General features: G+C 64.9%; 21 protein-coding genes. 10 read left to right on the forward strand and 11 right to left on the reverse strand.

Annotated elements, in window-relative coordinates:
* Nucleotides 1-4 precede the first annotated feature (4 nt).
* Nucleotides 5-670 (reverse strand): CDP-alcohol phosphatidyltransferase family protein, encoded by a 666-nt coding sequence (locus NRG23_RS19575; protein ID WP_016703978.1) that lies wholly within the window; start codon nucleotides 668-670, stop codon nucleotides 5-7.
* Between the two features lie 240 nt (nucleotides 671-910).
* Between NRG23_RS19575 and hflK (NRG23_RS19580) the strand changes: the two genes are divergently transcribed.
* From hflK (NRG23_RS19580) to cfaB, 5 genes are all read left to right on the forward strand, one after another.
* Entirely contained in the window at nucleotides 911-2,878 is a 1,968-nt protein-coding gene (gene hflK / locus NRG23_RS19580) for a protease modulator HflK (protein WP_135007067.1), read from the forward strand.
* A complete protein-coding gene (hflC, locus tag NRG23_RS19585; protein ID WP_028683618.1) occupies nucleotides 2,875-3,918 on the forward strand; it encodes a protease modulator HflC in 1,044 nt (347 codons plus the stop codon). Before hflK (NRG23_RS19580) ends, hflC begins: the two co-directional genes overlap by 4 nt.
* Nucleotides 3,915-4,973: a protease modulator HflK gene (gene hflK, locus NRG23_RS19590; RefSeq protein ID WP_257371774.1), complete on the forward strand. Its 1,059-nt coding sequence runs from the start codon at nucleotides 3,915-3,917 to the stop codon at nucleotides 4,971-4,973. Before hflC ends, hflK (NRG23_RS19590) begins: the two co-directional genes overlap by 4 nt.
* A complete protein-coding gene (locus NRG23_RS19595; RefSeq protein WP_110177304.1) occupies nucleotides 4,970-6,874 on the forward strand; it encodes a cation-translocating P-type ATPase in 1,905 nt (634 codons plus the stop codon). The genes hflK (NRG23_RS19590) and NRG23_RS19595 overlap by 4 nt, the downstream gene beginning before the upstream one ends.
* A 326-nt stretch (nucleotides 6,875-7,200) precedes the next feature.
* A complete protein-coding gene (gene cfaB, locus NRG23_RS19600) occupies nucleotides 7,201-8,388 on the forward strand; it encodes a C17 cyclopropane fatty acid synthase CfaB (protein WP_016703983.1) in 1,188 nt (395 codons plus the stop codon).
* Between the two features lies 1 nt (nucleotide 8,389).
* Here cfaB and cls read toward each other — a convergent pair whose 3' ends face one another.
* Complete coding sequence (gene cls, locus NRG23_RS19605; RefSeq protein ID WP_257371799.1) at nucleotides 8,390-9,829, reverse strand: cardiolipin synthase; 1,440 nt, start codon at nucleotides 9,827-9,829, stop codon at nucleotides 8,390-8,392.
* 237 nt (nucleotides 9,830-10,066) lie between these two features.
* Here cls and NRG23_RS19610 point away from each other — a divergent pair, with 237 nt between their 5' ends.
* The gene (locus NRG23_RS19610; RefSeq protein WP_025806930.1) at nucleotides 10,067-10,588 is read left to right on the forward strand and encodes a DUF3617 domain-containing protein; all 522 of its coding nucleotides are present in this window, start codon (nucleotides 10,067-10,069) and stop codon (nucleotides 10,586-10,588) included.
* A 107-nt stretch (nucleotides 10,589-10,695) separates the two neighbouring features.
* On the opposite strand, the gene thrS is transcribed toward NRG23_RS19610, so the two are convergent.
* Genes thrS through folE2 form a run of 8 tightly spaced genes read right to left on the reverse strand, consistent with a single transcriptional unit; the run spans nucleotide 10,696 to nucleotide 18,290 of the window.
* On the reverse strand, nucleotides 10,696-12,594 hold the full coding sequence (gene thrS / locus NRG23_RS19615) for a threonine--tRNA ligase (RefSeq protein ID WP_009051651.1): 1,899 nt from the start codon (nucleotides 12,592-12,594) through the stop codon (nucleotides 10,696-10,698).
* Between the two features lie 41 nt (nucleotides 12,595-12,635).
* Nucleotides 12,636-13,973 carry a dihydroorotase gene (locus tag NRG23_RS19620; protein WP_257371800.1) on the reverse strand — a complete coding sequence of 446 codons (1,338 nt, stop codon included), beginning with the start codon at nucleotides 13,971-13,973 and terminating at the stop codon, nucleotides 12,636-12,638.
* 2 nt (nucleotides 13,974-13,975) lie between these two features.
* Entirely contained in the window at nucleotides 13,976-14,536 is a 561-nt protein-coding gene (locus NRG23_RS19625) for a carbonate dehydratase (RefSeq protein WP_009051649.1), read from the reverse strand.
* Nucleotides 14,533-14,970 carry a phosphoribosyl-AMP cyclohydrolase gene (gene hisI / locus NRG23_RS19630; RefSeq protein WP_009051648.1) on the reverse strand — a complete coding sequence of 146 codons (438 nt, stop codon included), beginning with the start codon at nucleotides 14,968-14,970 and terminating at the stop codon, nucleotides 14,533-14,535. The genes NRG23_RS19625 and hisI overlap by 4 nt, the downstream gene beginning before the upstream one ends.
* Nucleotides 14,967-15,851 (reverse strand): metal ABC transporter substrate-binding protein, encoded by an 885-nt coding sequence (locus NRG23_RS19635; protein ID WP_257371801.1) that lies wholly within the window; start codon nucleotides 15,849-15,851, stop codon nucleotides 14,967-14,969. The genes hisI and NRG23_RS19635 overlap by 4 nt, the downstream gene beginning before the upstream one ends.
* Before the next feature lie 11 nt (nucleotides 15,852-15,862).
* Nucleotides 15,863-16,729, reverse strand: coding sequence for a metal ABC transporter permease (locus NRG23_RS19640; RefSeq protein ID WP_257371802.1), 867 nt, complete (start codon nucleotides 16,727-16,729; stop codon nucleotides 15,863-15,865).
* A complete protein-coding gene (locus tag NRG23_RS19645) occupies nucleotides 16,729-17,397 on the reverse strand; it encodes a metal ABC transporter ATP-binding protein (protein WP_257371803.1) in 669 nt (222 codons plus the stop codon). Before NRG23_RS19645 ends, NRG23_RS19640 begins: the two co-directional genes overlap by 1 nt.
* The gene (folE2, locus tag NRG23_RS19650; RefSeq protein ID WP_038635765.1) at nucleotides 17,394-18,290 is read right to left on the reverse strand and encodes a GTP cyclohydrolase FolE2; all 897 of its coding nucleotides are present in this window, start codon (nucleotides 18,288-18,290) and stop codon (nucleotides 17,394-17,396) included. The genes NRG23_RS19645 and folE2 overlap by 4 nt, the downstream gene beginning before the upstream one ends.
* Before the next feature lie 130 nt (nucleotides 18,291-18,420).
* Between folE2 and NRG23_RS19655 the strand changes: the two genes are divergently transcribed.
* The gene (locus NRG23_RS19655) at nucleotides 18,421-19,641 is read left to right on the forward strand and encodes an N-acetylmuramoyl-L-alanine amidase (RefSeq protein WP_257371804.1); all 1,221 of its coding nucleotides are present in this window, start codon (nucleotides 18,421-18,423) and stop codon (nucleotides 19,639-19,641) included.
* A 130-nt stretch (nucleotides 19,642-19,771) separates the two neighbouring features.
* Here NRG23_RS19655 and NRG23_RS19660 read toward each other — a convergent pair whose 3' ends face one another.
* A complete protein-coding gene (locus NRG23_RS19660) occupies nucleotides 19,772-20,152 on the reverse strand; it encodes a hypothetical protein (RefSeq protein WP_053267916.1) in 381 nt (126 codons plus the stop codon).
* Between the two features lie 134 nt (nucleotides 20,153-20,286).
* Between NRG23_RS19660 and dksA the strand changes: the two genes are divergently transcribed.
* From dksA to NRG23_RS19675, 3 genes are read left to right on the forward strand one after another with little or no spacing between them, the layout of a single operon-like run.
* A complete protein-coding gene (gene dksA, locus NRG23_RS19665; protein WP_257375082.1) occupies nucleotides 20,287-20,691 on the forward strand; it encodes an RNA polymerase-binding protein DksA in 405 nt (134 codons plus the stop codon).
* A 33-nt stretch (nucleotides 20,692-20,724) separates the two neighbouring features.
* Nucleotides 20,725-21,933 (forward strand): zinc metallochaperone GTPase ZigA, encoded by a 1,209-nt coding sequence (gene zigA, locus NRG23_RS19670; RefSeq protein WP_257371805.1) that lies wholly within the window; start codon nucleotides 20,725-20,727, stop codon nucleotides 21,931-21,933.
* Complete coding sequence (locus NRG23_RS19675) at nucleotides 21,933-22,643, forward strand: DUF1826 domain-containing protein (RefSeq protein WP_257371806.1); 711 nt, start codon at nucleotides 21,933-21,935, stop codon at nucleotides 22,641-22,643. The genes zigA and NRG23_RS19675 overlap by 1 nt, the downstream gene beginning before the upstream one ends.
* Nucleotides 22,644-22,787 lie beyond the last annotated feature (144 nt).

Below are 22,787 nucleotides of genomic sequence, written 5' to 3' on the forward strand. Positions count from 1 at the left end.
TTCCTTATTCCGAGGGGGCGTTTTGCTGCACTTGTTGTGGTGCTTCTGGTTGTGGCACGTCTTGCTGTCGTGCTTCGAGCAGGCCCTGGCGAACCCGGTTGATCAAGGTGTAGACCAACAACGCGGCGACCACCGCCAGCAGGCCATTGATCCAGGCGGCGCTGAGCCAGCCCAGGGCGATGCCGGTGGCCAGCACGCCGAGTACGAACGCCCGGTCGCTCTTGCCCATGGGGCCGTCGTAGCGACGCGAGGCGCCGATCATCGGCCCGAGCACGCCGGCGTATTCGCTGAACAGCGCCAGCAGCGTCACCAGCAGGACCAGCGGCAGGCTGACGCCGGCAATTAGCGCGAAAGGCAGGATCAGCGCGCTGTCGGCAATCACATCGCACAATTCGTTGAGGTAGGCACCCAGGCGCGATTGCTGGCCGAATTCCCGGGCCAGCATGCCGTCGATGGCGTTCAGCGCCATGCGCAGGATCATCCACAGCGGGATCAGGATGAACAGCCAGAGGTGGTTGGCGAAACTGCCGATCAGGGCCCCCACCAGCACCGAAATCACCCCTGCCAGCACGGTGATCTGGTTGGCCGTGGTGCCGTTGTCGTACAGGCGCTGGACCCAAGGCCGCAGCAGATTCTGGAAGCGCGGTTTGAGCTGGTAGATGGAGAGCATGGCTGGACGTTTCCTTGTCACAAAGTGGGCCACGGATTATGGCCACAGATCTCGCGGGCTGGCATCAGCGCAGCAGCGGTTTTCCCCGGCTTTGTGACGCGCTCATGGCAAATAAAGGCATAGGTAAGCGACGAAAATTTCACTACTATCGTTATATCGTAACGATTTGTGACAAATACAGCGGCCTGCCGAAGAGTTATCCACAGGCCGGAACGGGTTAACGACCAGCGTTGGGGTGGTATGCAAGTCGATCTTGAGACTGAAGGGGCGGGGGTCGAAGCCTTGCCGAGGTTTCAGCGGGCGGCCTTTCACGAGCGCCGTCTGAAGCGTTGGGGCATCGGGCTGGCGGGGCTGGCCGGGGTGGGGTTGGTGCTGGCGTTTTTCGTCGACCTGTTTGCCCCGCAATCCTTGTGGCCGGCGTTGCTGGTCAATCTGGCGGCGGCTTTGCTGGTGCTGGTCGGCGGCCTGCAGGCGGCGGGCTGGGTCAGTGCCTGGCGCGCGGGTGTGTTGCGCGCGCCAGATGTGGCGCCGAGCCCGGAGCCGGTTGTGGACGAACCCTTGCCCGATGACGGCTGGTACGAACGCTTGCTGGACGGCATCAGCCAGCGTTGGTCCGGGCTGCTGGCGCAGATCGGCGCGCCGACCCTGTGGCTGGGTGGCTGGGCCTTGCTGGTGCTGTTGGTCATCGAGCAGGCGTGGAACCTGAGCCTGTCCGCCGCGGCCCTGGGCCTGGCGGGCAATGTCGGCGCGGTGCTGGCGCTGTTGCTGGCCTTCGGCTTGCTGGTGTTCGAGCGCCAGCTGAGCCAGGAACACCCCGGCGAATGGCCGGAAGCCGAGGCGCTGGCACAGTTGGCGCGAGTGGCGATCATCAGCCTGGTACTGGCCGCGCTGTGCCTGTTGTTCAGCAGCGACACGGCGCTCTGGCCGGTGCGCCTGGGCGTGTTGATCGGGGTATTGCCGGCGCTGGTGGCCCTGGAGTTCCTGCTGCGCGCGGTGCTGTCGTTGTTCAGCCCGCGGCGCGCGCAACTGGAACCGCGCATGTTGGCCCACAGCGTGATTGCCGATTTGTTGCGCTGGCCGCCGCAGCCTTTGCTGGCCTTGCAGCACGAATTGCACAACCGCTTCGGCATCGATCTGCGGCAGATCTGGGCCTTCACTTATATGCGCCGGGCGTTCCTGCCGGTACTGCTGGTGGTGCTCGGGGTGGGCTGGCTGCTCACCGGCCTGCATGAAGTGCCGTTGCAGGGGCGAGGTATCTACGAACGTTTCGGCAAGCCGGTGGCGGTCTTTGGCCCGGGTTTGCACGCGGGTCTGCCCTGGCCGCTGGGGCGGGTGCTGAGTGTGGAGAACGGCGTGGTGCATGAACTGGCCACCAGCGTCGGCGAGGCGCCTACCGTAGTCGAACCGGCATCCGCCGAAGGGCCGCCGCCATTGGTGGCCAACCGCTTGTGGGACGCCAGCCACGTGAACGACAAGTCCCAGGTGATCGCCAGCGGCAGTGCCGACAAACAGAGTTTCCAGATCGTCAACATGGATGTGCGCTTCGTCTATCGCATCGGCCTGAGCGATCAGGCGGCGCTGGCGGCGACCTACAACAGCGCCGACATTCCGATGCTGATCCGCAGCACCGCCAGCCGCATCCTGGTCCACGACTTTGCCTCGCGCACCCTCGATGGCCTGTTGGGCGAAGACCGTACCAACCTGGCCGAGGATATCGGCCGCGCGGTGCAGGCCGACCTGGAGAAGCTCGACAGCGGGGTGGAGATTCTCGCCACCGTGGTCGAAGCCATTCACCCGCCGGCGGGCGCCGCCAATGCTTATCACGGTGTCCAGGCCGCGCAGATCGGCGCCCAGGCGCTGATTTCACGCGAGCGCGGCGCGGCCAGCGAACAGACCAACCAGGCGCAGTTGCAGGCCAGCATTGCCCGCGACCAGGCCCAGGCCTCGGCCCATGAAGTGCAGGCCACGGCGCAAGCGGCCGACCTGCGTTTCTCCGCCGAGCAAAAGGCCTATGCCAGCGCCGGCCAGGCATTCGTTCTGGAGCAGTATTTGAGCCAGCTGAGCCAGGGCCTGCGCAACGCCAAGTTGCTGGTACTCGATCATCGCCTGGGCGGCGCCAACGCACCGACCCTCGACCTGCGTACATTCACTTTGCCAACCGAGCCTTCGGTGCCGGGTAACACCGCTCAGCCAGGAGCCGTCCATTGAGCCAGTCCCATTCCCACGATCATCAGGATCACGCCGGCCACGATCACGGCCACGGTGGTCATCACCACCACGGGCACCATCACCACCACGGCGCGCCGGAAGAGGCGGGGCCCTTTCCCTGGCGGCGCATGGCCTGGGCGCTGTTGCTGGTGCTGTTCGCCGTCGCTGCGGCGAGCCTGGTGCAAGTGCGTTCCGGCGAAGCCACGGTGATCACCCGTTTTGGCAACCCGGCGCGGGTGCTGCTGGAGCCGGGCCTCGGCTGGCGCTGGCCGGCACCGTTCGAGGCGGCGATCCCAGTGGACCTGCGCCTGCGCACCACGTCCAGCGGTTTGCAGGATGTCGGCACCCGCGACGGTCTGCGCATCATCGTCCAGGCCTATGTGGCGTGGCAGGTGCAGGGCGACCCGGACAACGTGAAGCGCTTTATGCGCGCGGTGCAGAACCAGCCGGACGAAGCGGCGCGGCAGATCCGTACCTTTGTCGGCTCGGCCCTGGAAACCACCGCCAGCAGTTTCGACCTGGCCAATCTGGTGAACACCGATGCGAGCAAGGTGCGCATCGCCGACTTCGAAGCCCAGTTGCGCAAACAGATCGAACAGCAATTGCTGAGTACCTATGGCGTGCGCGTGCTGCAAGTCGGCGTGGAACGCCTGACCCTACCCTCGGTGACCCTGACCGCCACCGTCGACCGTATGCGCGCCGAGCGTGAAACCATCGCCACCGAACGCACGGCCATCGGCAAGCGCGAAGCGGCGCAAATCCGTTCCGCCGCCGAGCGCGATGCGCGCATCGTCCAGGCCGACGCCACGGTGAAGGCCGCGGATATCGAAGCGCAATCCCGGGTGCAGGCGGCGGAGATTTATGGCCGCGCTTATGCCGGTTCGCCGCAGCTGTACAACCTGCTGCGTTCGCTGGACACCTTGGGCACGGTGGTGACCCCGGGCACCAAGCTGATTCTGCGCACCGATGCCGCACCGTTCCGGGTGCTGGTGGACGGGCCGCCGACCCTCGGCAATAAAGCCGCCGGGTCGCAACCATGAGTTTGGTTCCACGTGGAACACATGAACTTGGCAGCCCGTGGATTCAGGCCGGTCGCCTGGCGTTTCTCGCCCTGTATGCGGTGACCGTGCTGGCGGCACTGGCCTGGGCGTTTTCCAATGTGCGGCAGATCGATCCACAGAACCGTGCGGTGGTCCTGCATTTCGGCGCTCTGGATCGCATTCAGAACGCTGGATTGTTGCTGGCCTGGCCGAAACCGTTCGAACAGGTGGTGCTGTTGCCCGCCGCGGACCGGGTGATCGAGCGCCGGGTGGAAAGCCTGCTGCGTTCCGATGCGGCCCTAAAGGGTGACAAGGTGGCGAGTTTCGCCGTACCGCTGAGCGATGCCCTGGCCGGTTCCGGTTATTTGCTGACCGGCGACGCCGGGGTGGTGCAGCTGGATGTGCGGGTGTTCTACAAGGTCACCGAGCCCTATGCCTTCGTGTTGCAGGGCGAACATGTGTTGCCGGCGCTGGATCGGCTGGTGACCCGCAGTGCCCTGGCCCTGACCGCCGCCCGCGATCTCGACACGATATTGGTGGCGCGTCCGGAACTGATCGGGGCCGACAATCAGGCCGCCGAGCGTCGCGAACGGTTGCGTGGCGATCTGGTGCAAGGTATCAACCAACGGCTGGCGGATCTGGCGGCGACCGGGCAGGGGATCGGCATCGAGGTGACCCGGGTCGACGTCCAGTCCAGTTTGCCGGGGCCGGCGGTCAGCGCCTTCAACGCGGTGCTGACCGCCAGCCAGCAAGCCGACAAGGCGGTGGCCAACGCCCGCACCGACGCCGAAAAGCTCACGCAAACCGCCAACGAACAGGCCGACCGTACCTTGCAGGTGGCGCACGCCCAGGCCGGTGAACGCCTGGCCAAGGCCCAGGCCGACACCGCGACCATCCAGAGCCTGGCCCAGGCGCAACGCAATGGCACCGACCCGGAAATGCTCCTGCGCATCTACCGCGAACGCCTGCCGAAGATTCTCGGTCAGGCCGGCTCGGTGACCACGGTCAATCCCAAAGACGATTCCCGCCTGATCATTCAGGGAGCCCAACCATGACTGCTCACACCCATGCCGCCGCGCCGGCGAGCATGCTGACTTCCGCCGAACAACGCAGCGCCGCGCGCCAGCTGACCCTGGCCATGCTGGCCTTGGGGCTGCTCGGCCTGGGCCTGGTCTGGCGCTGGCTGGCCCCGGAACAGACCGGCGTCAGCCAGTTGCTGCTGGGTTTTGCCTCGTTGCTGGTGGCGCTGCCGGTGATGCGTTCGGCCTGGTACAGCCTGCGTTACCCGAGCCTGCACGGCATTACCGACCAGTTGATCGCCCTGGCCATGCTCGGCGCCTGGGCCACCGGCGACCTGCTGACCGCGGCGCTGTTGCCGATCATCATGATCTTCGGCCACGTGCTGGAAGAGCGCAGCGTCATCGGTTCCCAGGAAGCCATTCATGCCCTGGGCCGTTTGACCCGCAGCCATGCGCGGCTGGTGCAGGCCGACGGCAGCATTGGCGAGGTGGACAACGCCACGCTCAAGGCCGGCGATATCGTCGAGGTGCGCGCCGGCGACCGGGTGCCCGCCGACGGCCTGGTGCTGTCCGGGCAAGCCAGCCTTGACACTGCGCCGATCACCGGCGAGTCGGTGCCGTTGGAGGCCGATGTCGGTATGCAGGTGTTCGGCGGGGCGATCAATCTCGACGGCCTGTTGCGCCTGGAAGTGACCCGCACTGGCCACGAATCGACCCTGGGCAAGGTCATCGCGCTGATGCAAAGCGCCGAGCGCTCCAAGCCGCCGATCACCCGGTTGCTCGAACGTTACGCCGGCAGCTACATGGTGCTGGTGTTGCTGCTGGCAGCGGTGACCTGGTTCATCACCAACGATGCCCAGGCGATGCTCGCGGTGCTGGTGGCGGCCTGTCCCTGCGCCCTGGTGCTGTCCGCGCCGGCCACGGCGATTGCCGGGATCGCCGTGGCAGCGCGTCATGGCATCCTGATTCGCAGCTCGGCGTTCCTCGAGGAGCTGGCGGACCTGACCTCGCTGGTGGTGGACAAGACCGGCACCCTGACGTTTGGCACCTTGCGCCTGCAATCCATCGACAGCCCGCGGGAAGATCGCCAGGCCTTGTTGAACCTCGCGGCCAGCCTCGGTTCGGCCAGCAGCCACCCGGTCAGCCGCGCGCTGGCCGGGTTGGTGGCCCAGGAGCATTTCCTGGTGTTGTCGGATATTCACGAGCGCCAGGGCCTCGGCGTGGTGGCGCAGACCGAGCAGGGCGAAGCGGCCCTGGGGCGTCCCGAGTTGTTCAGTCAACTCGGCATCGCCACCACCGCGGTACCGGAACATGACGGACCGATTGCCGGGCTGGCGTTGAACGGCGAATTTCTCGCCTGGCTATTGCTGGCCGACAGCGTCAAGCCGGAGGCGCGTTTTGCCCTCGACGAACTGCGTGAACTGGGGCTGGGCCGCCAGCTGTTGCTGACCGGTGACCGCCAGAGTGTCGCCGACAGCCTGGCGCGGGATGTTGGCATCGGCGATGTCGAAGCCCAGGCGCTGCCGGAAGACAAACTCAAACGCGTGCTGGGGGAAATCGACAGCGGTTTCCGGCCGATGGTGGTGGGCGACGGGATCAACGATTCCCTGGCGCTCAAGGCTGGCGTGGTCGGCGTGGCCATGGGCGCAGGCGGAGCGGACATCGCCCTGGCCTCGGCCGATATCGTGCTGATCGGCAGCGACCTGCGGCGCCTCGGCACCTGTGTGCGCCTGAGCCGCCAGTGCCGCCAGACCCTGCAAGTCAATGTGATCATCGGCCTGGGCTGGACCCTGGCCATCGTCGCCTTCGCCGCGTTCGGCTGGCTCGGCGCGGCGGGGGCGATGATTGCGGCGGTGCTGCATAACCTCAGCACCTTGCTGGTGCTGGGCAACGCCGGGCGTTTGTTGCGTTTCCAGGAGCCGTTGCTCAAGTTGTAGAGGCGGAAAATGGCGGCGCTGAGGGAGCGCCGCTTGTGGCTGTTGCCCCTCGAGCCGCGACCGGCTGCTTCTATATATAGAGAGGAGGGCCAGGGTATGAAGCGCGGGCATGAGCGTCTGCAGCTAGACTTGAAACCAGGTCGAACTGTGGGCCCGCCTGGCGGTCATCTGTGAAGAGGGCCCAGCCCCCGGGACGGTCGGCTGGCTGTTCACCAGGGATTGTTGCAATGCCGGCACTGATGAATTTCAGCTATCAGATCGATAGCCTGCTATTTTTTCAGTATGGTCTAACCTCACTCAGACGTCTGAAACAAGGGGGATAATCCATGCTCGCGCAACTTCCACCGGCCTTACAGAATCTGCAACTACCGCTACGCCTGCGGCTCTGGGACGGCCATGAATTCAACCTGGGGCCGGCGCCCAGCGTCACCATTGTGGTCAAGGACCCGCAACTGGTCACCCAGCTCACCCATCCCACTCTCGACGCGCTGGGGGCGGCGTTCGTCGAGGGCAAACTTGAACTGGAAGGCTCGATCAGCGAAGTCATCCGGGTTTGCGATGAGCTGACCCAGGCGCTGCTGGACGGCGATGAACAAGTGCTGCCGGTACGCTCCCTGCACGACAAGGCCACCGACGCGGCCGCTATCTCTTACCACTACGACCTTTCCAACGAGTTCTACCAGCTGTGGCTCGACAGCGACATGGCCTATTCCTGTGCCTATTTCGAGACCGGCAGTGAAAGCCTGGAACAGGCCCAGCAAGCCAAATTCCGCCACCTGTGCCGCAAGTTGCGCTTGCAGCCCGGCGAGTACCTGCTGGACGTCGGTTGTGGCTGGGGCGGGCTGGCGCGTTACGCGGCGCGGGAATTCGGGGCCAAGGTATTCGGTATCACCCTGAGCAAGGAACAACTGGCACTGGCCAAGGAGCGGGTGATCGCCGAAGGCTTGCAGGACCAGGTGGAACTGCAACTGCTGGACTACCGCGACCTGCCCCAGGACGGCCGCTTCGACAAGGTGGTGAGTGTCGGCATGTTCGAGCACGTGGGCCACGCCAACCTGGCGCAGTACTGCAAGACGCTGTTCGGCGCGGTGCGCGAAGGCGGGCTGGTGATGAACCACGGGATCACCGCCAAGCACACCGATGGACGTCCTGTGGGCCGTGGGGCCGGCGACTTCATCGAGAAGTACGTGTTCCCCAACGGCGAGCTGCCGCACCTGGCGATGATCTCGGCCGAGATCAGCGAAGCGGGGCTGGAGATCGTCGACGTGGAAAGCCTGCGCCTGCATTACGCCCGCACCCTGGACCACTGGAGCGAGCGCCTGGAAGACAACCTGGAAGCCGCCTCCCGGCTGGTGCCGGAACAGGTCCTGCGCATCTGGCGCCTGTACCTGGCCGGCTGCGCCTATGCCTTCGCCCGCGGCTGGATCAACCTGCACCAGATTCTCGCGGTCAAGGCTCACGCCGATGGCAGTCATGAACTGCCCTGGACTCGCGACGACTTGTATTACTCGTGAGTTAAAGAATCGGTGAAATAAGCCGGGCTACCCGCATGCCAAGCTGTTGCAGGCGGTGGGTTTCCCGGCTTTCTTCTTTGGCGATTTCGCGCGAGTGCTCGAAGTCGAGGTTGAGCATCTGTTCCACCTCCCTGGCGAAGGCTTCGTCCACGGTCAGCAACATCACCTCGAAATTCAGACGGAACGAGCGGTTGTCCAGGTTGGCGCTGCCGATCGCGCTGATTTCGCTGTCGATCAGCACCACTTTCTGGTGCAGGAAACCCGGCTGATAACGGAACACCCGCACCCCGGCGCGTACCGCTTCGAAGGCGTACAGGCTGGACGCGGCGTAGACGATCCGATGGTCCGCGCGCGACGGCAGCAGGATCCGCACGTCCACCCCGCGCAGGACGGCCAGGCGCAGGGCGGAAAACACTGCTTCGTCGGGGACGAAATAGGGGCTGGTGATCCAGATCCGTTCGGTCGCCGCGTGGATGGCTTCGACGAAGAACAGCGAGCAGGTTTCGTAAGGGTCCGCCGGGCCGCTGGCCAGCACCTGGCACAGCACGCCGTCGTCGGGGTAAGTGTCCGGCAGGATCAGCGGCGGCAGTTGCCGCGAGGCCCAGAACCAGTCTTCGGCGAAGGATTCCTGCAGGCAGGCCACCACCGGGCCGCTGACCGAAACATGAGTGTCGCGCCAGGGCGCCAATGGCGGTTTTTTCCCCAGGTATTCGTCGCCGACGTTATGCCCGCCGACAAACCCCAGCAGGCCATCCACCACCACAATCTTGCGGTGGTTGCGGAAGTTGATCTGGAAGCGATTGAGCCAGCCGCTGCGGGTGGCGAAGGCATGTACCTGGATGCCGGCATCGCGCAGTGGTTGCACATAGGAGTGGGGTAGGGAATGGCTGCCGATGCGGTCGTAGAGCAGGTGGATCGCCACGCCTTCGCTAGCCTTTTTCAGCAGCAGCTTTTGCAGGCGTCGGCCAAGGTCGTCGTCGTGGATGATGAAGAACTGGATCAGCACTGCCGTGCGGGCGCGTTCGATGGCCTGGAAAATCGCGGCGAAGGTGGCATCGCCGTTGACCAGCAGTTGTACATGGTTGCTGGCCAGGCAGGGCATGCGTCCCAGCTTGGGCATGGCCCGCAGCGAGGTGTAGGCGGCCGAGGCGCGGGCACTCAGGGCCTCCTCGACCCAGGGGCGCCAGTTCAGCTCGTTGATCGCCTTGCGCATCTCCAGGTTGGCCTGGCGCCGGGCCTTGATATAGGCATCGAAGGTGCTGCGGCCGAATACCAGATAGGGAATCAGGGTCAGGTACGGCATGAACAGCAGCGACAGGGCCCAGGCGATGGAGCCTTGGGCGGTCCTGACGGTCAACACGGCGTGGATGGCGGCGATCAGGCCGAGAATGTGCAGGGTGGCAATCAGATAGCCAAAGATGTGCGGGCCAAAATAATCCATGGGGCAGCCTTGCTCCTGAAGATTCAATGCCTAGGGGCTGTACGAAAAGTGGCTGCGCGCTGGGCGCTGTCGACGCTACGCAGGCCTGGTGCGAAAACAGGCTCGACCTTCGCTCGCCGACTTTTCATGCAGACCTTAACAGACCATGTTCCACAGCGATTGTCGCTAATTAATTCGCCATGCAACGCCGCTGCATTTTTGGCGTCTAACGGGCCACTACTGTCTAGGAGTCATTCGATGAAGCTTCGTCTACTGGGTTTGGCCATGGCTGCCGTTGTCTCGCTTCCGTTGGCCGCGCAGGCCCAGATGCTGCAACCGGGCCTGTGGGAACTGACCACCAGCAACATGAAAGTCGATGACCAGAGCCTGCCGGATCTGTCGTTGATTCTCGGCCAGTTACAACAACAGCTGACCCCCGAGCAACGGGCACAGCTGGAGAAGCAGGGCGTGACCATGGGCGGCAAGGGCATCCGCGTGTGCCTGACGCCGGAGCAGGTGAAGTCCGACACCATTCCGCTGCAAGACCCGCAATCTGGCTGCCGCCAGGAGGTCACCGACCGTACTTCCAACCAGTGGAAATTCCGCTTCAGCTGCCCGAAAGCCCAGGGCTCGGGCGTGGCGAAATTCCTCAGCGATCGCGAGTTCACCACCAACGTCAGCGGCACCTTCAATGCCACCGGCTTCCAGCAGAAGGGCAGCATGGACACCCGCGCGGTATGGCTGGGGCAGGATTGCGGGACTGTTAAACCAAGGGCTTAAAAGCATCGCGGGCAAGTCGGATCTGCGGGCGTTCATACCTTTCATGAACGCCCGCAGTTCTGTAGGAGCGGAGCTTGCCCGCGATAGCGTCCGCCCAGGCGCTGTCGCTACAACGCCGAGCGCATCCGCTCGGCCACCTCGCTCACGGCCCACCGCCCCAGATCCTCGCCATGGCGGCTGCGCAAACTGACAAATCCCCCATCCTTTTCCTTGTCGCCCACCACCAGCAGGTACGGCACCTTTTGCAGGCTGTGTTCGCGGATCTTGTAGCTGATCTTCTCGTTGCGCAGGTCGGCGCCGATCCGCAAACCCTGGCGCTGCAGGGTGTCGGCCACCGAGCGGGCGTAGTCCGCCTGGCCTTCGCTGATGGTGATCACCACCGCCTGCCGTGGCGCCAGCCAGCACGGCAGGGCGCCGCTGTAATGCTCGATGAGGATGCCGATAAAACGTTCCAGGGAACCGAACAGCGCGCGATGCAGCATCACCGGGCGCTGGCGTTCGCCGTGCTCGTCGATGTAGCTGATATCGAAACGTTCCGGCAGGTTGAGGTCGACCTGCAGGGTGCCGCATTGCCAATCGCGGCCGATGGCATCGCGTAGCACGAACTCCAGTTTCGGGCCGTAGAACGCGCCTTCGCCGGGGTTGATCCGGTAGTCGATCGCCATGGTTTCCAGGGCGCCGGACAAGGCACCTTCCAGCTGGTCCCACACTGCGTCGCTGCCGATGCGATGGGCTGGCCGGGTGGAGAGCTTGACCGCGACCTCGTGGAAGCCGAAGTCGCGATAGATGTCGAACACCAGGGCGATGGTGCTCTCGCATTCCGCCTGCATTTGCGCCGGGGTGCAGAAGATGTGTGCGTCGTCCTGGGTGAAGTGGCGCACCCGCAGCAACCCGTGCAACGCACCGGAGGGTTCGTAGCGATGCACCTTGCCGAACTCGGCGATGCGCAGCGGCAGGTCGCGGTAGCTTTTCAGGCCACGGCTGAAGATCGACACCGCGCCGGGGCAGTTCATCGGCTTGAGGGCGAACACCCGCTGGTCCTCGGTGGTGGTGCTGAACATGTGGTCGCGATAGTTCTGCCAGTGCCCGGAGGTTTCCCAGAGGCTGCGGTCCATCACGTCCGGGGTATTCACTTCCTGATAACCGGCCTGATCCTGGCGCTGGCGCATGTAGCCGATCAGTTGCTGGAACAGGGTCCAGCCCTTGGCGTGCCAGAACACCGAGCCCGGCGCGCAGTCGTCGAAATGGAACAGGTCCAGTTGCTGCCCAAGCTTGCGGTGGTCGCGCTTGCCGGCTTCTTCCAGGCGGGTCAGGTAATCCTTGAGGTCTTTCGGCGTAGCCCAGCAAGTGCCGTAGATCCGTTGCAGCGGCGCGTTCTTGGCATCGCCGCGCCAGTAGGCGCCGGCCACCTTGGTCAGCTTGAACGCCTGCAAGATTCCAGTGAACGGCACGTGTGGGCCCCGGCACAGGTCTTCGAAATCGCCCTGGCGGTACAGCGACAGGACCTGGTCTTGCGGGATGTCGCGGATCAGTTCGGCCTTGTAGTGCTCGCCGAGGTTGCCGAAGTATTCCAGGGCGTCGTCACGGGACAGCTCGCGTCGGCGCACCGCATGGTTGGTCGCGGCCAGCCGGGTCATGCGCGCTTCGATGCGCTCCAGGTCGTCGGGGGTGAAGGGCCGTTCGTAGGCGAAGTCGTAAAAGAAGCCGTCCTCGATCACCGGGCCGATGGTGACCTGGGCCGAGGGGTACAACTCCTTCACCGCCATGGCCAGCAGATGCGCGCAGGAGTGGCGCAGGATCTCCAGGCCTTCGGGCTCGCGGGCGGTGACGATGCTGACCCGGGCATCGCCTTCGAGCACAAAGGAGCAATCCACCAGTTGATCGTTCACCCGGCCGGCGACGGCCGCCCTGGCCAGGCCGAGGCCGATGCTCGCGGCCACCTCGTACACGGAAAGCGGCTGGTCGTACTCGCGTTGCGAGCCGTCGGGCAGGGTGATGTGAATCATCGGGTGTTCCTTGGTGTTTCAGGGGGATTCGGGGAAAGGGCTCAGCGGGTAAAACGCAGCGGCAAACCCTGGCAGTTGTCGTACAGGCGCCCGGCGTGCCAGGCCAGTTGCCCCGACACCAGGGTGGTAGCAACGCTGTGCCGGAAATGCCGTTCGGCGAAGGGCGTCCAGCCGCATTGGGCGAGGATCGGCTGCTGGGCCACGGCGATGCCCTCGGGTTCGGGCCTGATCAGCACCAGGTCGGCCCAGTAACCCTCGCGCAGGTGGCCACGGTCGGGAATGGCGAACAGGTCGGCGACCCGGTGGCTGGTTTTCGCCACCAGGGTGGTGATGGGCAGCACGCCGTCGGCCACCAGTTCCAGCAGGGCGGGCAGGGCGTGTTGCACCAGCGGCAGCCCGGCAGGTGCCTGGCGGTAGGGCAGTTGTTTCTGCGCCCAGGTATGCGGCGCGTGATCGCTGCCGATCACATCCAGGCGGTTACCGAGCAGAGCCTGGCGCAGGGCGTCGCGATCGGCGCGGGTCTTGATCGCCGGATTGCATTTGATCAGGTGCCCGAGGCGCGCGTAGTCACGGTCATCGAACAGCAGATGGTGCAGGCAGACTTCGGCGGTGATGCGCTTTTGCGCCAGCGGCTTGTCTTCGAACAGTGCAAGTTCGCGTGCGGTAGTCAGGTGCAAGACATGCAGGCGAGTGCCATGCCGCCCGGCCAGGTCCACGGCCAGCGACGAGGAGCGGTAGCAGGCTTCGGCATCGCGGATCAGGGAGTGGGCCACGGCGGGAATCGCTTCGCCGAAACGCTCCTGCATGCGCCGCTCGTTGGCCTGGATGCTGGGCGTGTGTTCGCAGTGCGCCAGGAGAAGGGTCGGCACCTCGGCGAACAAGCGCTCCAGGACCTGCGGATCGTCCACCAGCATGTTGCCGGTGGAGGCGCCCATGAACACTTTGACCCCGGCCACCAGGCACGGGTCGAGGGCCGCGACTGTGTCGAGGTTGTCGCGGCTGACGCCGAAGTGAAAGCCAAAGTTCGCCACTGAATTGATGGCCGCGCGGCGTTTCTTGTCCTCCAGCGCGGCCAGGGTCAGGGTCGCGGGCTGGGTGTTGGGCATGTCCATGAAGCTGGTGATGCCACCCGCCACGGCCGCCCGCGACTCGCTGTAGAAGCTGCCTTTCTCCGGCGCGCCGGGATCGCGGAAATGCACCTGGTCGTCGATCATGCCCGGCACCAGCCACTGGCCCTGGGCATCGATCTCGGTGCGGGCATTCTCGCCTTCGATGCTGCTGGCGATCTTCACGATGCGCCCATGGTCCACCAGCAGGTCGGCGTCGAACTCACGTCCTTCATTGACCAGCCGGGCGTTGCGAATCAGCACGCTGCTCATGTTCAGAACTCGTTCTGCAGGGCTTTGTAACCGCGCACCAGATCGACGTTGGTGCGCGCCACGTCTTCGGAAAACTCCGAGGCGCTGACGCTAACCGGCGGGAACTGCGAGAGGTCGGTATTGGGCCCGATGCGGGTGGTGGAGGGCACGTAGAAGCCTTGCGGCAGGTCGCGGCCATCGACCACCGAGTTGTGCCGCACCACGCTGCCGTTGCCGACCGCGCAGTTGAACAGCACGCTGTTGAAGCCGATGAATACCCGGTCGCCGACCGTGCACGGGCCATGGACGATGGAGCGGTGGGCGATGGAGGTGAACTCGCCGATGGTCACCGCCGCGCCGGATTTGGAGTGGATCACCACGCCGTCCTGGATGTTCGAATTGGCGCCGATGATGATCGGGTCCATGGCGCCATGTTCGTTGACTTCGTCGGCGCGGATCACCGCGTAGGGGCCGACGAAGACGTTCTCGCCGATCACCACCTTGCCGCAGATGATGGCGGTCTTGTCGACGTAGGCCGACTCGGCGATGACCGGCAGATCGCCGGAAGGGTTTTTGCGAATCATGCTGGGGTTTCCTGTAGCGGTGCGCTGATGACCTGCACCGCGCCGTCGCGAATGGCGTTGTAGAAACAGTTGGGGCGCCCGGTGTGGCAGGCCGGGCCTTGCTGATCCACCAGCAGCAGGACGGCGTCGCCGTCGCAGTCCAGGCGTGCCTCGAGCAGGCGCTGGCGATGCCCCGAGCTTTCACCCTTGCGCCACAGTTGCTGGCGCGAACGCGACCAGTAGCAGACCTGCCCGCTGGCCAGGGTCTCGGCCAGCGCCCTGCGGTTCATCCAGGCCAGCATCAGCACCTCGCCGCTGTCGTGCTGCTGGGCGATGGCGGCGATCAGGCCGTCGGCATTCCATGGCAGGGCATCGAGCACGCTGGTGAGCGGCCAACGGCTGCCCAGGGGCGCGCTTTCCAGGTCGAGCATCGACAGTGGAGGGCGCTTGTTCATGGCTGGCTCAGGGCGTCGTACAGGGTGTTCAGGTTGTATTCGAACAACCCGGTGAACGTGCTGGCCGGCCCCTTGGCGGCGAGGGCGTCGGAGTACAGGGTGCCGCCGATCTGGGCGCCGCTTTCGTCGGCGATCTGCTTGAGCAGGCGTGCGTCCTTGATGTTCTCCATGAACACCGCCTTGACCTTGGCGTTGCGGATCTGGGTGATCAGCGCGGCGACTTCGGCGGCCGAGGGTTCGCGCTCGGTGGACAGACCCTGCGGGGCCATGAAGTCGATGCCGTAGGCCTGCCCCAGGTAACCGAAGGCGTCGTGGGAGGTGACGATCTTGCGGTTGCCCGGCGGCAGCGCGCCGAACTTGGCCTTGGCCTCGGCCAGCAGCGCGTAGATCCGTTTCAGGTAAGCCTGGCTGTTGCGTTCGTAGTCGGCCTTGTTCGCCGGGTCGGCGGCCACCAGCGCCTTGGTGATGTTGCTCACATAGAGCTCGGCGTTCGCCAGGTTGTGCCAGGCGTGAGGGTCGGGGATGGTCTCGCCGTCCTCATCCAGCGAACGTGGGATCACCCCGCGACTGGCGGTGATCACCGGAGCCCGGGTGGCGGTACTGGCCACCAGGCGATCCAGCCAGGGCTCGAAACCCAGGCCGTTCTTGATGATCAGCCGGGCCTTGAGCAGGGCCTTGGCATCGTCCGGCGTCGGTTCGTAGGTATGGGCGTCGGCGTCCGGACCGACCATGTCGGTGATCTGGATGTGCTCGCCGCCGACCTGTCGGGTGATGTCGGCGAGGATGCTGAAGCTGGTGACCACAGCGAGTTTGTCCGCGGCCTGGGCGGACGACAGCGACAACGGCAGCAACAGACTGAAGAGCACGAGTAGAGCGCGCATCGGGGAACACCTCATGGGGATGTGAGCAAAGGCGGGCGGCGCAGCAGACCGTGCACCGGACCGAACACCACGGACAGCAGGTACAGGCCGCCAGCCGCCAGGACGATGGCCGGGCCGCTGGGCAGCGAGTAGTGGAACGACAGCAACAGGCCGAGCCATACCGAGAGGCAGCCGAGCAGGGCGGCGATGCCGATCAGTACCGGCAGGCGACGACTCCAGAAGCGCGAGGCGGCGGCCGGCAGCATCATCAGGCCGACCACCATCAAGGCACCGATGGCCTGGAAACCGATCACCAGGTTCAGCACCACCAGGGTCAGGAACAGGCCGTGGGCGAGGGGGCCGAGGCGGCTGACGCTGTTGAGGAACAGCGGGTCGAGGGTGTCCAGCAGCAACGCTTTGTAGATCAGCGCCATGGCCACCAGGCTGAACCCGGAGACCCAGAGCATGCCGTCGAGGGTCGGCCCATCCACCGCCAGGGCCGAGCCGAACAACAGGTGCAGCAGGTCCAGGCGCTTGCCGGCGAGGCCGAGAATCAGCACGCCGCTGGCCAGGGAAATCGGGTAGATCGCGGCCAGGCTGGCGTCTTCGCGCAGGCCGGTGCGCCGGGTAATCCAGGCGGCCAGGCCGGCCATGCCCAGGCCGGCACCGAGGCCGCCGAAGGTCAGCGCCGGCAGGCTCAACCCGGCGAACCAGAAGCCCAGCGCCGCGCCGGGGAGGATGCCATGGGCCACGGCGTCGCCGATCAGGCTCATGCGCCGCAGGATCAGAAACACCCCCAGCGGCGCGGTGCTGCACGCCAGCACCAGGCCGCCGAGCAACGCCCGGCGCATGAACATGAATTCGTGGAAGGGTTGCCAGAGCTGGGCAGCGGCGAGCATCAGGCCACCTGCATCCGCAGGGGCTGGACGATCAGTTCCTCGCTGCTGCCGAACAGGCAACCGCTGGCTTTGATCACCAGGGTCTGGGGGATGTGTTGACGCACGGCAGCGAGGTCATGGCAGACCACGATTTGCGTGCGGCCTTGCTGCTGCCAGCTGTGGATGTGTTTCCACAACAGGGCCTGGCCCAGTTCGTCCAGGGCGGCGTGGGGTTCGTCCAGCAGCAACAGCGGGGCATCGGCGAGGCTCAGGCGGGCGAGCAGGGCGCGTTGCAATTCGCCACCGGACAGGGCCATCAGCGGGCGTTGTTCCAGGCCGCTCAGGCACCAGTCTTCGAGCACCCGCTGCAGGCGTTCGGCACGCTGTTGCGAGCTTTGCCGATCGCCCCAGAAGCCGGCGGCTACCAGCTCTTGCAGAGTGATGGGGAACTGCCGGTCGAGGTATTGCTGCTGCGGCAGAAAGGACAGGCCACCACGGCGGGGAACCTGCAACCTGACTTTCCCGGCCAAGGGTTTTTGCAGGCCGGCGATGACCTTTAGCAGGCTGCTTTTGCCCGAGCCGTTGGCACCGATGATGGCGGTCAGGCTGCCGGGTTTCAGCTCGAGGTCGAGCGCTGGCGTCAGCGGTTGGCCGGGCGTGCCCCAACGCAGCGATTGCAGGTCGATCATGCGGCCTCCCAGTTCCAGCGGCTTTCCGCTACGGCGTCGTGGGCGTGCAGGCTTTCGGCGTGAACCACGCGCACCTGGAAGGCGCGGATGCCGGGCGAGCGTTGCAAGGCGAGGTTCAGGCGGCGCGCGGCGTCTTCGCAGAACATCAGGTTCTGCCCGTTGGCCAGGGCGAAGGCTTGTTCGTCGGCGCGTTTCACCGCGGTTTGCACGGCGGTACCGAGGGCGGCTTCGGCGTCGTTGATCGCTGCCATCAGCGGCAACTCATCGAGAAAGTCGTCCAGGCGCAGCTGCAATTGCGCACTGCTGCGCTGACTGTGGGGCGTGGCGACTATGCCTTTCGAAGAACCGAGCCAGGCCAGGATGTCTTCGTGTTGCAGCTGCCGGTTGGCGAAGTCATCGATGAATTGCTGCTGAATCAGCTGCCTGGAAAGCGCGGCGGAACAAGGGCAGGTGGAGGAATAAGGCACCTCGATTTTTAGTTCCACGTGGAACATTGCGTTTTTCAGATGCGCTTCGATGCTCACCGGATAGGTTTTCCAGCCGGCCAACGGGCTGATCAAGGCCGGGCGTTTCAGCAGCAGATCGGCATGAATTCGCAGGTAGGCGCTGCTGGACAGACCGTCGTGGCTGTCGAGAAAACGTTGCAGTACCTGGCGCATCAGGCCCGGGGTGAGGTTTTCCTGTTCGAGCATTTCCAGCGCCAGATACAGGCGCGACATATGAATGCCGCGTGCTTCGCCATCGTCGAGGCTGACGCCGGCATCCGCTTTTGCGCCAATCCGCTGGCCATCAAACAACACAGGTAAGGCAATGCCACACATGCCCACCCACTCAAGGGGCAGGGCCTGGCGTGCGGCCTGCGCGGCGATATCCGGCAGAGTCAGCGCATTCATGAGCAGGTCCATCGTTGGAAACAATTTGCCATGTTATATTATAACAATGCGGTCGATGAAACCTTTTTCCTGAACGTTTTTTCACCAAGCCTTATCGAGCCTGGATGCTCCTCAATCTGCGGTGTAAGTCATGCACAGACGTCAGTTGCTCAACCTGCTGTTGGCCAGCGCGGCCTTGGTTCTGCCTTTGGGGGTGTCCGCCACCCAGATCCGCAACCTGCGGTTATGGAATTCGGCCGACAAGCTGCGCCTGGTGCTCGATCTGAGTGGGCCGGTGCAGTACAAGACCTTCACGCTCCGCGCGCCGGAACGCCTGATCATCGACCTCAGCGGCGCGCAGCTCAGCGGGGATTTCAGCCAGCTGGCCCTGGCCAACACGCCGATTCGCTCGATCCGTTCCGGGCACTTTGGCCAGGGCGATACGCGGATCGTTCTCGACCTGGCCGAACCGCTGCGGCTCGACAGCTTTTTGCTGCCGCCCCAGGACGGCCAGGGTCACCGTCTGGTGCTCGACCTGAGCAACGCCAGCCATGTTCCACAGCAGATTGCGGCGGTCGCCGCCCCGGCTTTGTCGCGTGAAACACCGACGGACCGGGCGCATCCCAAGCGCGACATCATCGTCGTGGTTGACCCGGGCCATGGCGGCAAGGACCCGGGGGCGGTCGGCGCCCGGGGCGAACGGGAGAAGGATGTGGTGCTGGCGATCGCCCAGCTGCTGGCCAAGCGGCTGAAGCGGGAGAAGGGCTTCGATGTGAAGCTGGTGCGCAACGACGATTTCTTCGTGCCGCTGCGCAAGCGGGTGGAGATCGCCCGCAAGCACAAGGCCGACATGTTTATCTCGGTGCACGCCGATGCGGCGCCGCGCCTGACGGCGTCCGGGGCCTCGGTGTATGCACTGTCGGAAGGTGGCGCGACCTCGGCCACCGCGCGCTTCATGGCGCAGCGGGAGAACGGCGCCGACCTGCTGGGCGCCACCAGCCTGCTCAATCTGAAAGACAAGGATCCGATGCTCGCCGGGGTGATTCTCGACATGTCGATGAACGCGACCATCGCCGCCAGCCTGCAGTTGGGCAGCACCGTGCTGGGCAGCCTGGCGGGCATCACCACCCTGCATCAGAAGCGCGTGGAACAGGCCGGTTTCGCGGTGCTCAAGTCCCCCGACGTGCCTTCGATCCTGGTGGAGACCGGCTTCATCTCCAACAGCCGCGACAGCCAGCGCCTGGTGACCGCGCGGCACCAGCAGGCGATTGCCGATGGGTTGTTCGCGGGCTTGCAGAGCTACTTCCAGAAGAACCCGCCGGTGAACAGCTACATGGCCTGGTTGCAGGAGCAGAAAAAAGCCCAGGTTTGACACCGCCCAGGCTTCTGTAGGAGCACAGCTTGCGTGCGATGAAGACGCTGCGGTGTATCCGCTATACCGCGTAAGCGTTCATCGCGGGCAAGTCGGATCGCCGCCCGCTCGCTCCTACAAAATACTCTGCTTAGCAGCCAGTGATCCGGCTGCAAGTGAACTTACCGCTGCTACCGCCGGAGCTGGAAAAACGGTTGCGGGTGGTCCAGCCGACGCGCTGGCTGTAGCCGACCCAGGCTTCGCCATCGGAGGCCAGGCCGGTAAAGAAAGTCAGTTGACCGTAGCGGCTGTTGGTCTGCGCCCAATAACGTTTGCCGGCCACTTCGAAGCCTCGCAGATAGGTAGTGTTGCCCGCGGCCGCGACGCTGTAGGCATTGCCTTCGGCATCCACGCAGGCCAGCAGATTGGCGCTGCGGGTGCAGGTGGCCAGGGCGCTGGGTACTTGCGCGTTGGCGGCGTTCGCGACCAGCAGGGACAGGCTCAGCAGCGTGTATTTCAGGGCATTGCGCATCGGCGTTCTCGGCAAGGGACGCTCAAGCATCCCGCCCTTCGTCGTGGGCGGCAAGAGAGGGTTGGCTTATTTGTATTGTTATACTATAACATTAAATAAAGCCTGATCCGTGACCCACCATGACTGAACGCCCGATGACCGAAGCGCAACTTCTCGCCCAACCCGAGGCGGACTACATGAACGACGTCCAGCAGGCCTATTTCCGTGAGCTGCTGCTGGCGCAGCGCGTCGAGCTGCAAGAGCGCATCGACGGTGAGTTCGAGGTGCTGCGCGAGCAGGAGCCCCACAGCGACCCCGCCGATATCGGCAGCGCCGAAGAACAGCGTCAGTGGCAACTGCGCCTGCTGGAGCGGGAAAAGAAGCTGCTGGACAAGATCGACGAAGCCCTCGAACGCCTGGCCCGCGGCGAGTACGGCTGGTGCCGGGAAACCGGCGAGCCCATTGGCCTCAGGCGCCTGCTGCTGCGGCCCACCGCCACCCTGTGTATCGAAGCCAAAGAACGCCAAGAGCTGCGTGAACGCCATCAACGGGCGATCTGACCCAGCCACCCAGCCCCCGATGAGGACCCCCTGATGACCGACCGTCTTCCCGTTACCGTGCTGTCCGGCTTTCTCGGCGCCGGCAAAAGCACGCTGCTCAACTACGTCCTGCGCAACCGCGACCACCTGCGGGTGGCGGTGATCGTCAACGACATGAGCGAAATCAACATCGACGGCAGCGAAGTGCAGCGCGATGTCAGCCTCAACCGCGCCGAAGAAAAACTGGTGGAAATGAGCAACGGCTGCATCTGCTGCACCCTGCGCGAAGACCTGCTGGAAGAGGTCGGCAAGCTGGCCAGGGACGGGCGCTTCGACTACCTGCTGATCGAATCCACCGGCATCTCCGAGCCGCTGCCGGTGGCCGAGACCTTCACCTTTCGCGACGAAACGGGGCAGAGCCTGGCCGACATCGCGCGGTTGGACACCATGGTCACCGTGGTCGACGGTATGAACTTCCTGCTCGATTACCAGGCCGCGGAAAGCCTGGCGTCCCGGGGCGAAACCCTGGGTGAGGAGGACGAGCGCTCGATCACCGACCTTTTGATCGAGCAGATCGAGTTCGCCGACGTGATCCTGATCAGCAAGATCGACCTGATCGGCAGCGATGAGCGCCAGGAGCTGATCGCCATCCTCGAACGCCTCAATTCCCAGGCGGAAATCATCCCCATGGTGATGGGCGAAGTGCCGTTGGCGAAGATCCTCAACACCGGCCGTTTCGACTTCGAGCGGGCCGCCCAGGCGCCGGGCTGGTTGCAGGAACTGCGCGGCGAGCACGTGCCGGAAACCGAGGAGTACGGCATCGCCTCCAGCGCCTATCGGGCGCGGCGGCCGTTCCATCCGCAGCGCTTTTTCGACTTCATCAACCGCCCCTGGATCAACGGCAAGCTGTTGCGTTCCAAGGGCTTTTTCTGGCTCGCCAGCAAGCATCAGGAGGCGGGCAGCTGGTCCCAGGCTGGCGGTCTGATGCGCCATGGTTTCGCCGGACGCTGGTGGCGTTTCGTGCCCAAGCAACACTGGCCGCAGGACGCGGAAAGCACCGCGGCGATCATGCACAACTGGACCGCCGCCACCGGCGACTGCCGCCAGGAACTGGTGTTCATCGGCCAGAACATCGACTTCGCTCGGCTCACCGCGGAACTCGATGACTGCCTGCTGACTGACGACGAAATGGCCCTGGGCGTGGAGGGCTGGCGCCTGATGCGCGACCCGTTCGGCCCCTGGCATGAAGAGGCTGCTGCTTGATGCCTTACCTGTCCCTGAGCCCTGTGAAAGCAGCCGGTCGACGTTCGATTGCGGGTGCAGAAGTCCTGCGGCCAATCCTGCAAAAGCCGACGCGCCGCCAGGCCTCCGGCCCGGCCCCCATCGTCCTCGCCGAGGTGCTGGACGATGAGGTCAACCTGGCCCTGTGGCAGCGCCGGTTGCCGACGCATATCGCCGATTTCGGTGCCTTGCTGCTGTCGCTGAACGAACCGTTGGCCGAGTCGCTGTCGCTGGAACTCGATACTGAGGACGCCGAGCCGAACCTGCGCGGCCTGGCCTCCGGCTTCAGCGATCTGCAGGGATACGACGGCTTTATCGCCGATGTCGCCTGGCTGGTCAGCGCCTTTGCCTGCTTGCTGGGCGCCAAGCGCGTCGGCCTGCGCCTGCGGGTACTGGATAAGGCCATGTGTCCGCGTTTTCATGTCGACCATGTGCCAGTGCGGCTGATCACCACCTATGCCGGTGTTGGCAGCCAATGGCTGCGCGAGGGCGCGATGGACCGCCGGCAGCTAGGCCAGGCCGAGGCCGAACCCACGGATGCCGCGCTGATCCAGCAGATCGCCAGCGGCGAGGTGGCCTTGTTCAAGGGCGAGAAGTGGCTGGGCAACGAAGGCTTCGGCCTGATCCACCGCTCGCCGCAACCGGCCCCCGGCGAACGCCGGCTGATCCTCACCCTGGACTGGCTCGGCTGACCCTGTAGCCGCTGCCGCAGGCGGCGATCGGCAGCGCAGCCGACGTGCGCTTGAGGACGTCAAAAGGCGCTGCGCGCCTTATCGCAGCCTGCGGCAGCGGCTACGTTTCGCTGTCGCGGGTTAGCGCGTAGGATCAATCACCTT

It is taken from the genome of Pseudomonas sp. T8, assembly GCF_024610635.1.
In the GTDB taxonomy this organism is placed as follows: Bacteria; Pseudomonadota; Gammaproteobacteria; order Pseudomonadales; family Pseudomonadaceae; genus Aquipseudomonas; species Aquipseudomonas chlororaphis_I.

What these genes read in the sequence shown, in the direction of transcription:
- hflK (WP_135007067.1), top strand. Translation starts at nt 911, where the DNA reads ATGCAAGTCGATCTTGAGACTGAAGGGGCGGGGGTCGAAGCCTTGCCG.
- zigA (WP_257371805.1), top strand. Translation starts at nt 20,725, where the DNA reads ATGACCGACCGTCTTCCCGTTACCGTGCTGTCCGGCTTTCTCGGCGCC.
- cls (WP_257371799.1), bottom strand. Translation starts at nt 9,829, where the DNA reads ATGGATTATTTTGGCCCGCACATCTTTGGCTATCTGATTGCCACCCTG.
- NRG23_RS19620 (WP_257371800.1), bottom strand. Translation starts at nt 13,973, where the DNA reads ATGAGCAGCGTGCTGATTCGCAACGCCCGGCTGGTCAATGAAGGACGT.
- NRG23_RS19640 (WP_257371802.1), bottom strand. Translation starts at nt 16,729, where the DNA reads ATGCTCGCCGCTGCCCAGCTCTGGCAACCCTTCCACGAATTCATGTTC.
- thrS (WP_009051651.1), bottom strand. Translation starts at nt 12,594, where the DNA reads ATGATTCACATCACCCTGCCCGACGGCTCGCAACGCGAGTACGACCAG.
- NRG23_RS19675 (WP_257371806.1), top strand. Translation starts at nt 21,933, where the DNA reads ATGCCTTACCTGTCCCTGAGCCCTGTGAAAGCAGCCGGTCGACGTTCG.
- NRG23_RS19635 (WP_257371801.1), bottom strand. Translation starts at nt 15,851, where the DNA reads ATGCGCGCTCTACTCGTGCTCTTCAGTCTGTTGCTGCCGTTGTCGCTG.
- NRG23_RS19625 (WP_009051649.1), bottom strand. Translation starts at nt 14,536, where the DNA reads ATGATTCGCAAAAACCCTTCCGGCGATCTGCCGGTCATCGCCGAGTCG.
- dksA (WP_257375082.1), top strand. Translation starts at nt 20,287, where the DNA reads ATGACCGAAGCGCAACTTCTCGCCCAACCCGAGGCGGACTACATGAAC.
- hflK (WP_257371774.1), top strand. Translation starts at nt 3,915, where the DNA reads ATGAGTTTGGTTCCACGTGGAACACATGAACTTGGCAGCCCGTGGATT.
- folE2 (WP_038635765.1), bottom strand. Translation starts at nt 18,290, where the DNA reads ATGAATGCGCTGACTCTGCCGGATATCGCCGCGCAGGCCGCACGCCAG.
- NRG23_RS19610 (WP_025806930.1), top strand. Translation starts at nt 10,067, where the DNA reads ATGAAGCTTCGTCTACTGGGTTTGGCCATGGCTGCCGTTGTCTCGCTT.
- hisI (WP_009051648.1), bottom strand. Translation starts at nt 14,970, where the DNA reads ATGAACAAGCGCCCTCCACTGTCGATGCTCGACCTGGAAAGCGCGCCC.
- NRG23_RS19655 (WP_257371804.1), top strand. Translation starts at nt 18,421, where the DNA reads ATGCACAGACGTCAGTTGCTCAACCTGCTGTTGGCCAGCGCGGCCTTG.
- NRG23_RS19645 (WP_257371803.1), bottom strand. Translation starts at nt 17,397, where the DNA reads ATGATCGACCTGCAATCGCTGCGTTGGGGCACGCCCGGCCAACCGCTG.
- cfaB (WP_016703983.1), top strand. Translation starts at nt 7,201, where the DNA reads ATGCTCGCGCAACTTCCACCGGCCTTACAGAATCTGCAACTACCGCTA.
- NRG23_RS19575 (WP_016703978.1), bottom strand. Translation starts at nt 670, where the DNA reads ATGCTCTCCATCTACCAGCTCAAACCGCGCTTCCAGAATCTGCTGCGG.
- NRG23_RS19595 (WP_110177304.1), top strand. Translation starts at nt 4,970, where the DNA reads ATGACTGCTCACACCCATGCCGCCGCGCCGGCGAGCATGCTGACTTCC.
- NRG23_RS19660 (WP_053267916.1), bottom strand. Translation starts at nt 20,152, where the DNA reads ATGCGCAATGCCCTGAAATACACGCTGCTGAGCCTGTCCCTGCTGGTC.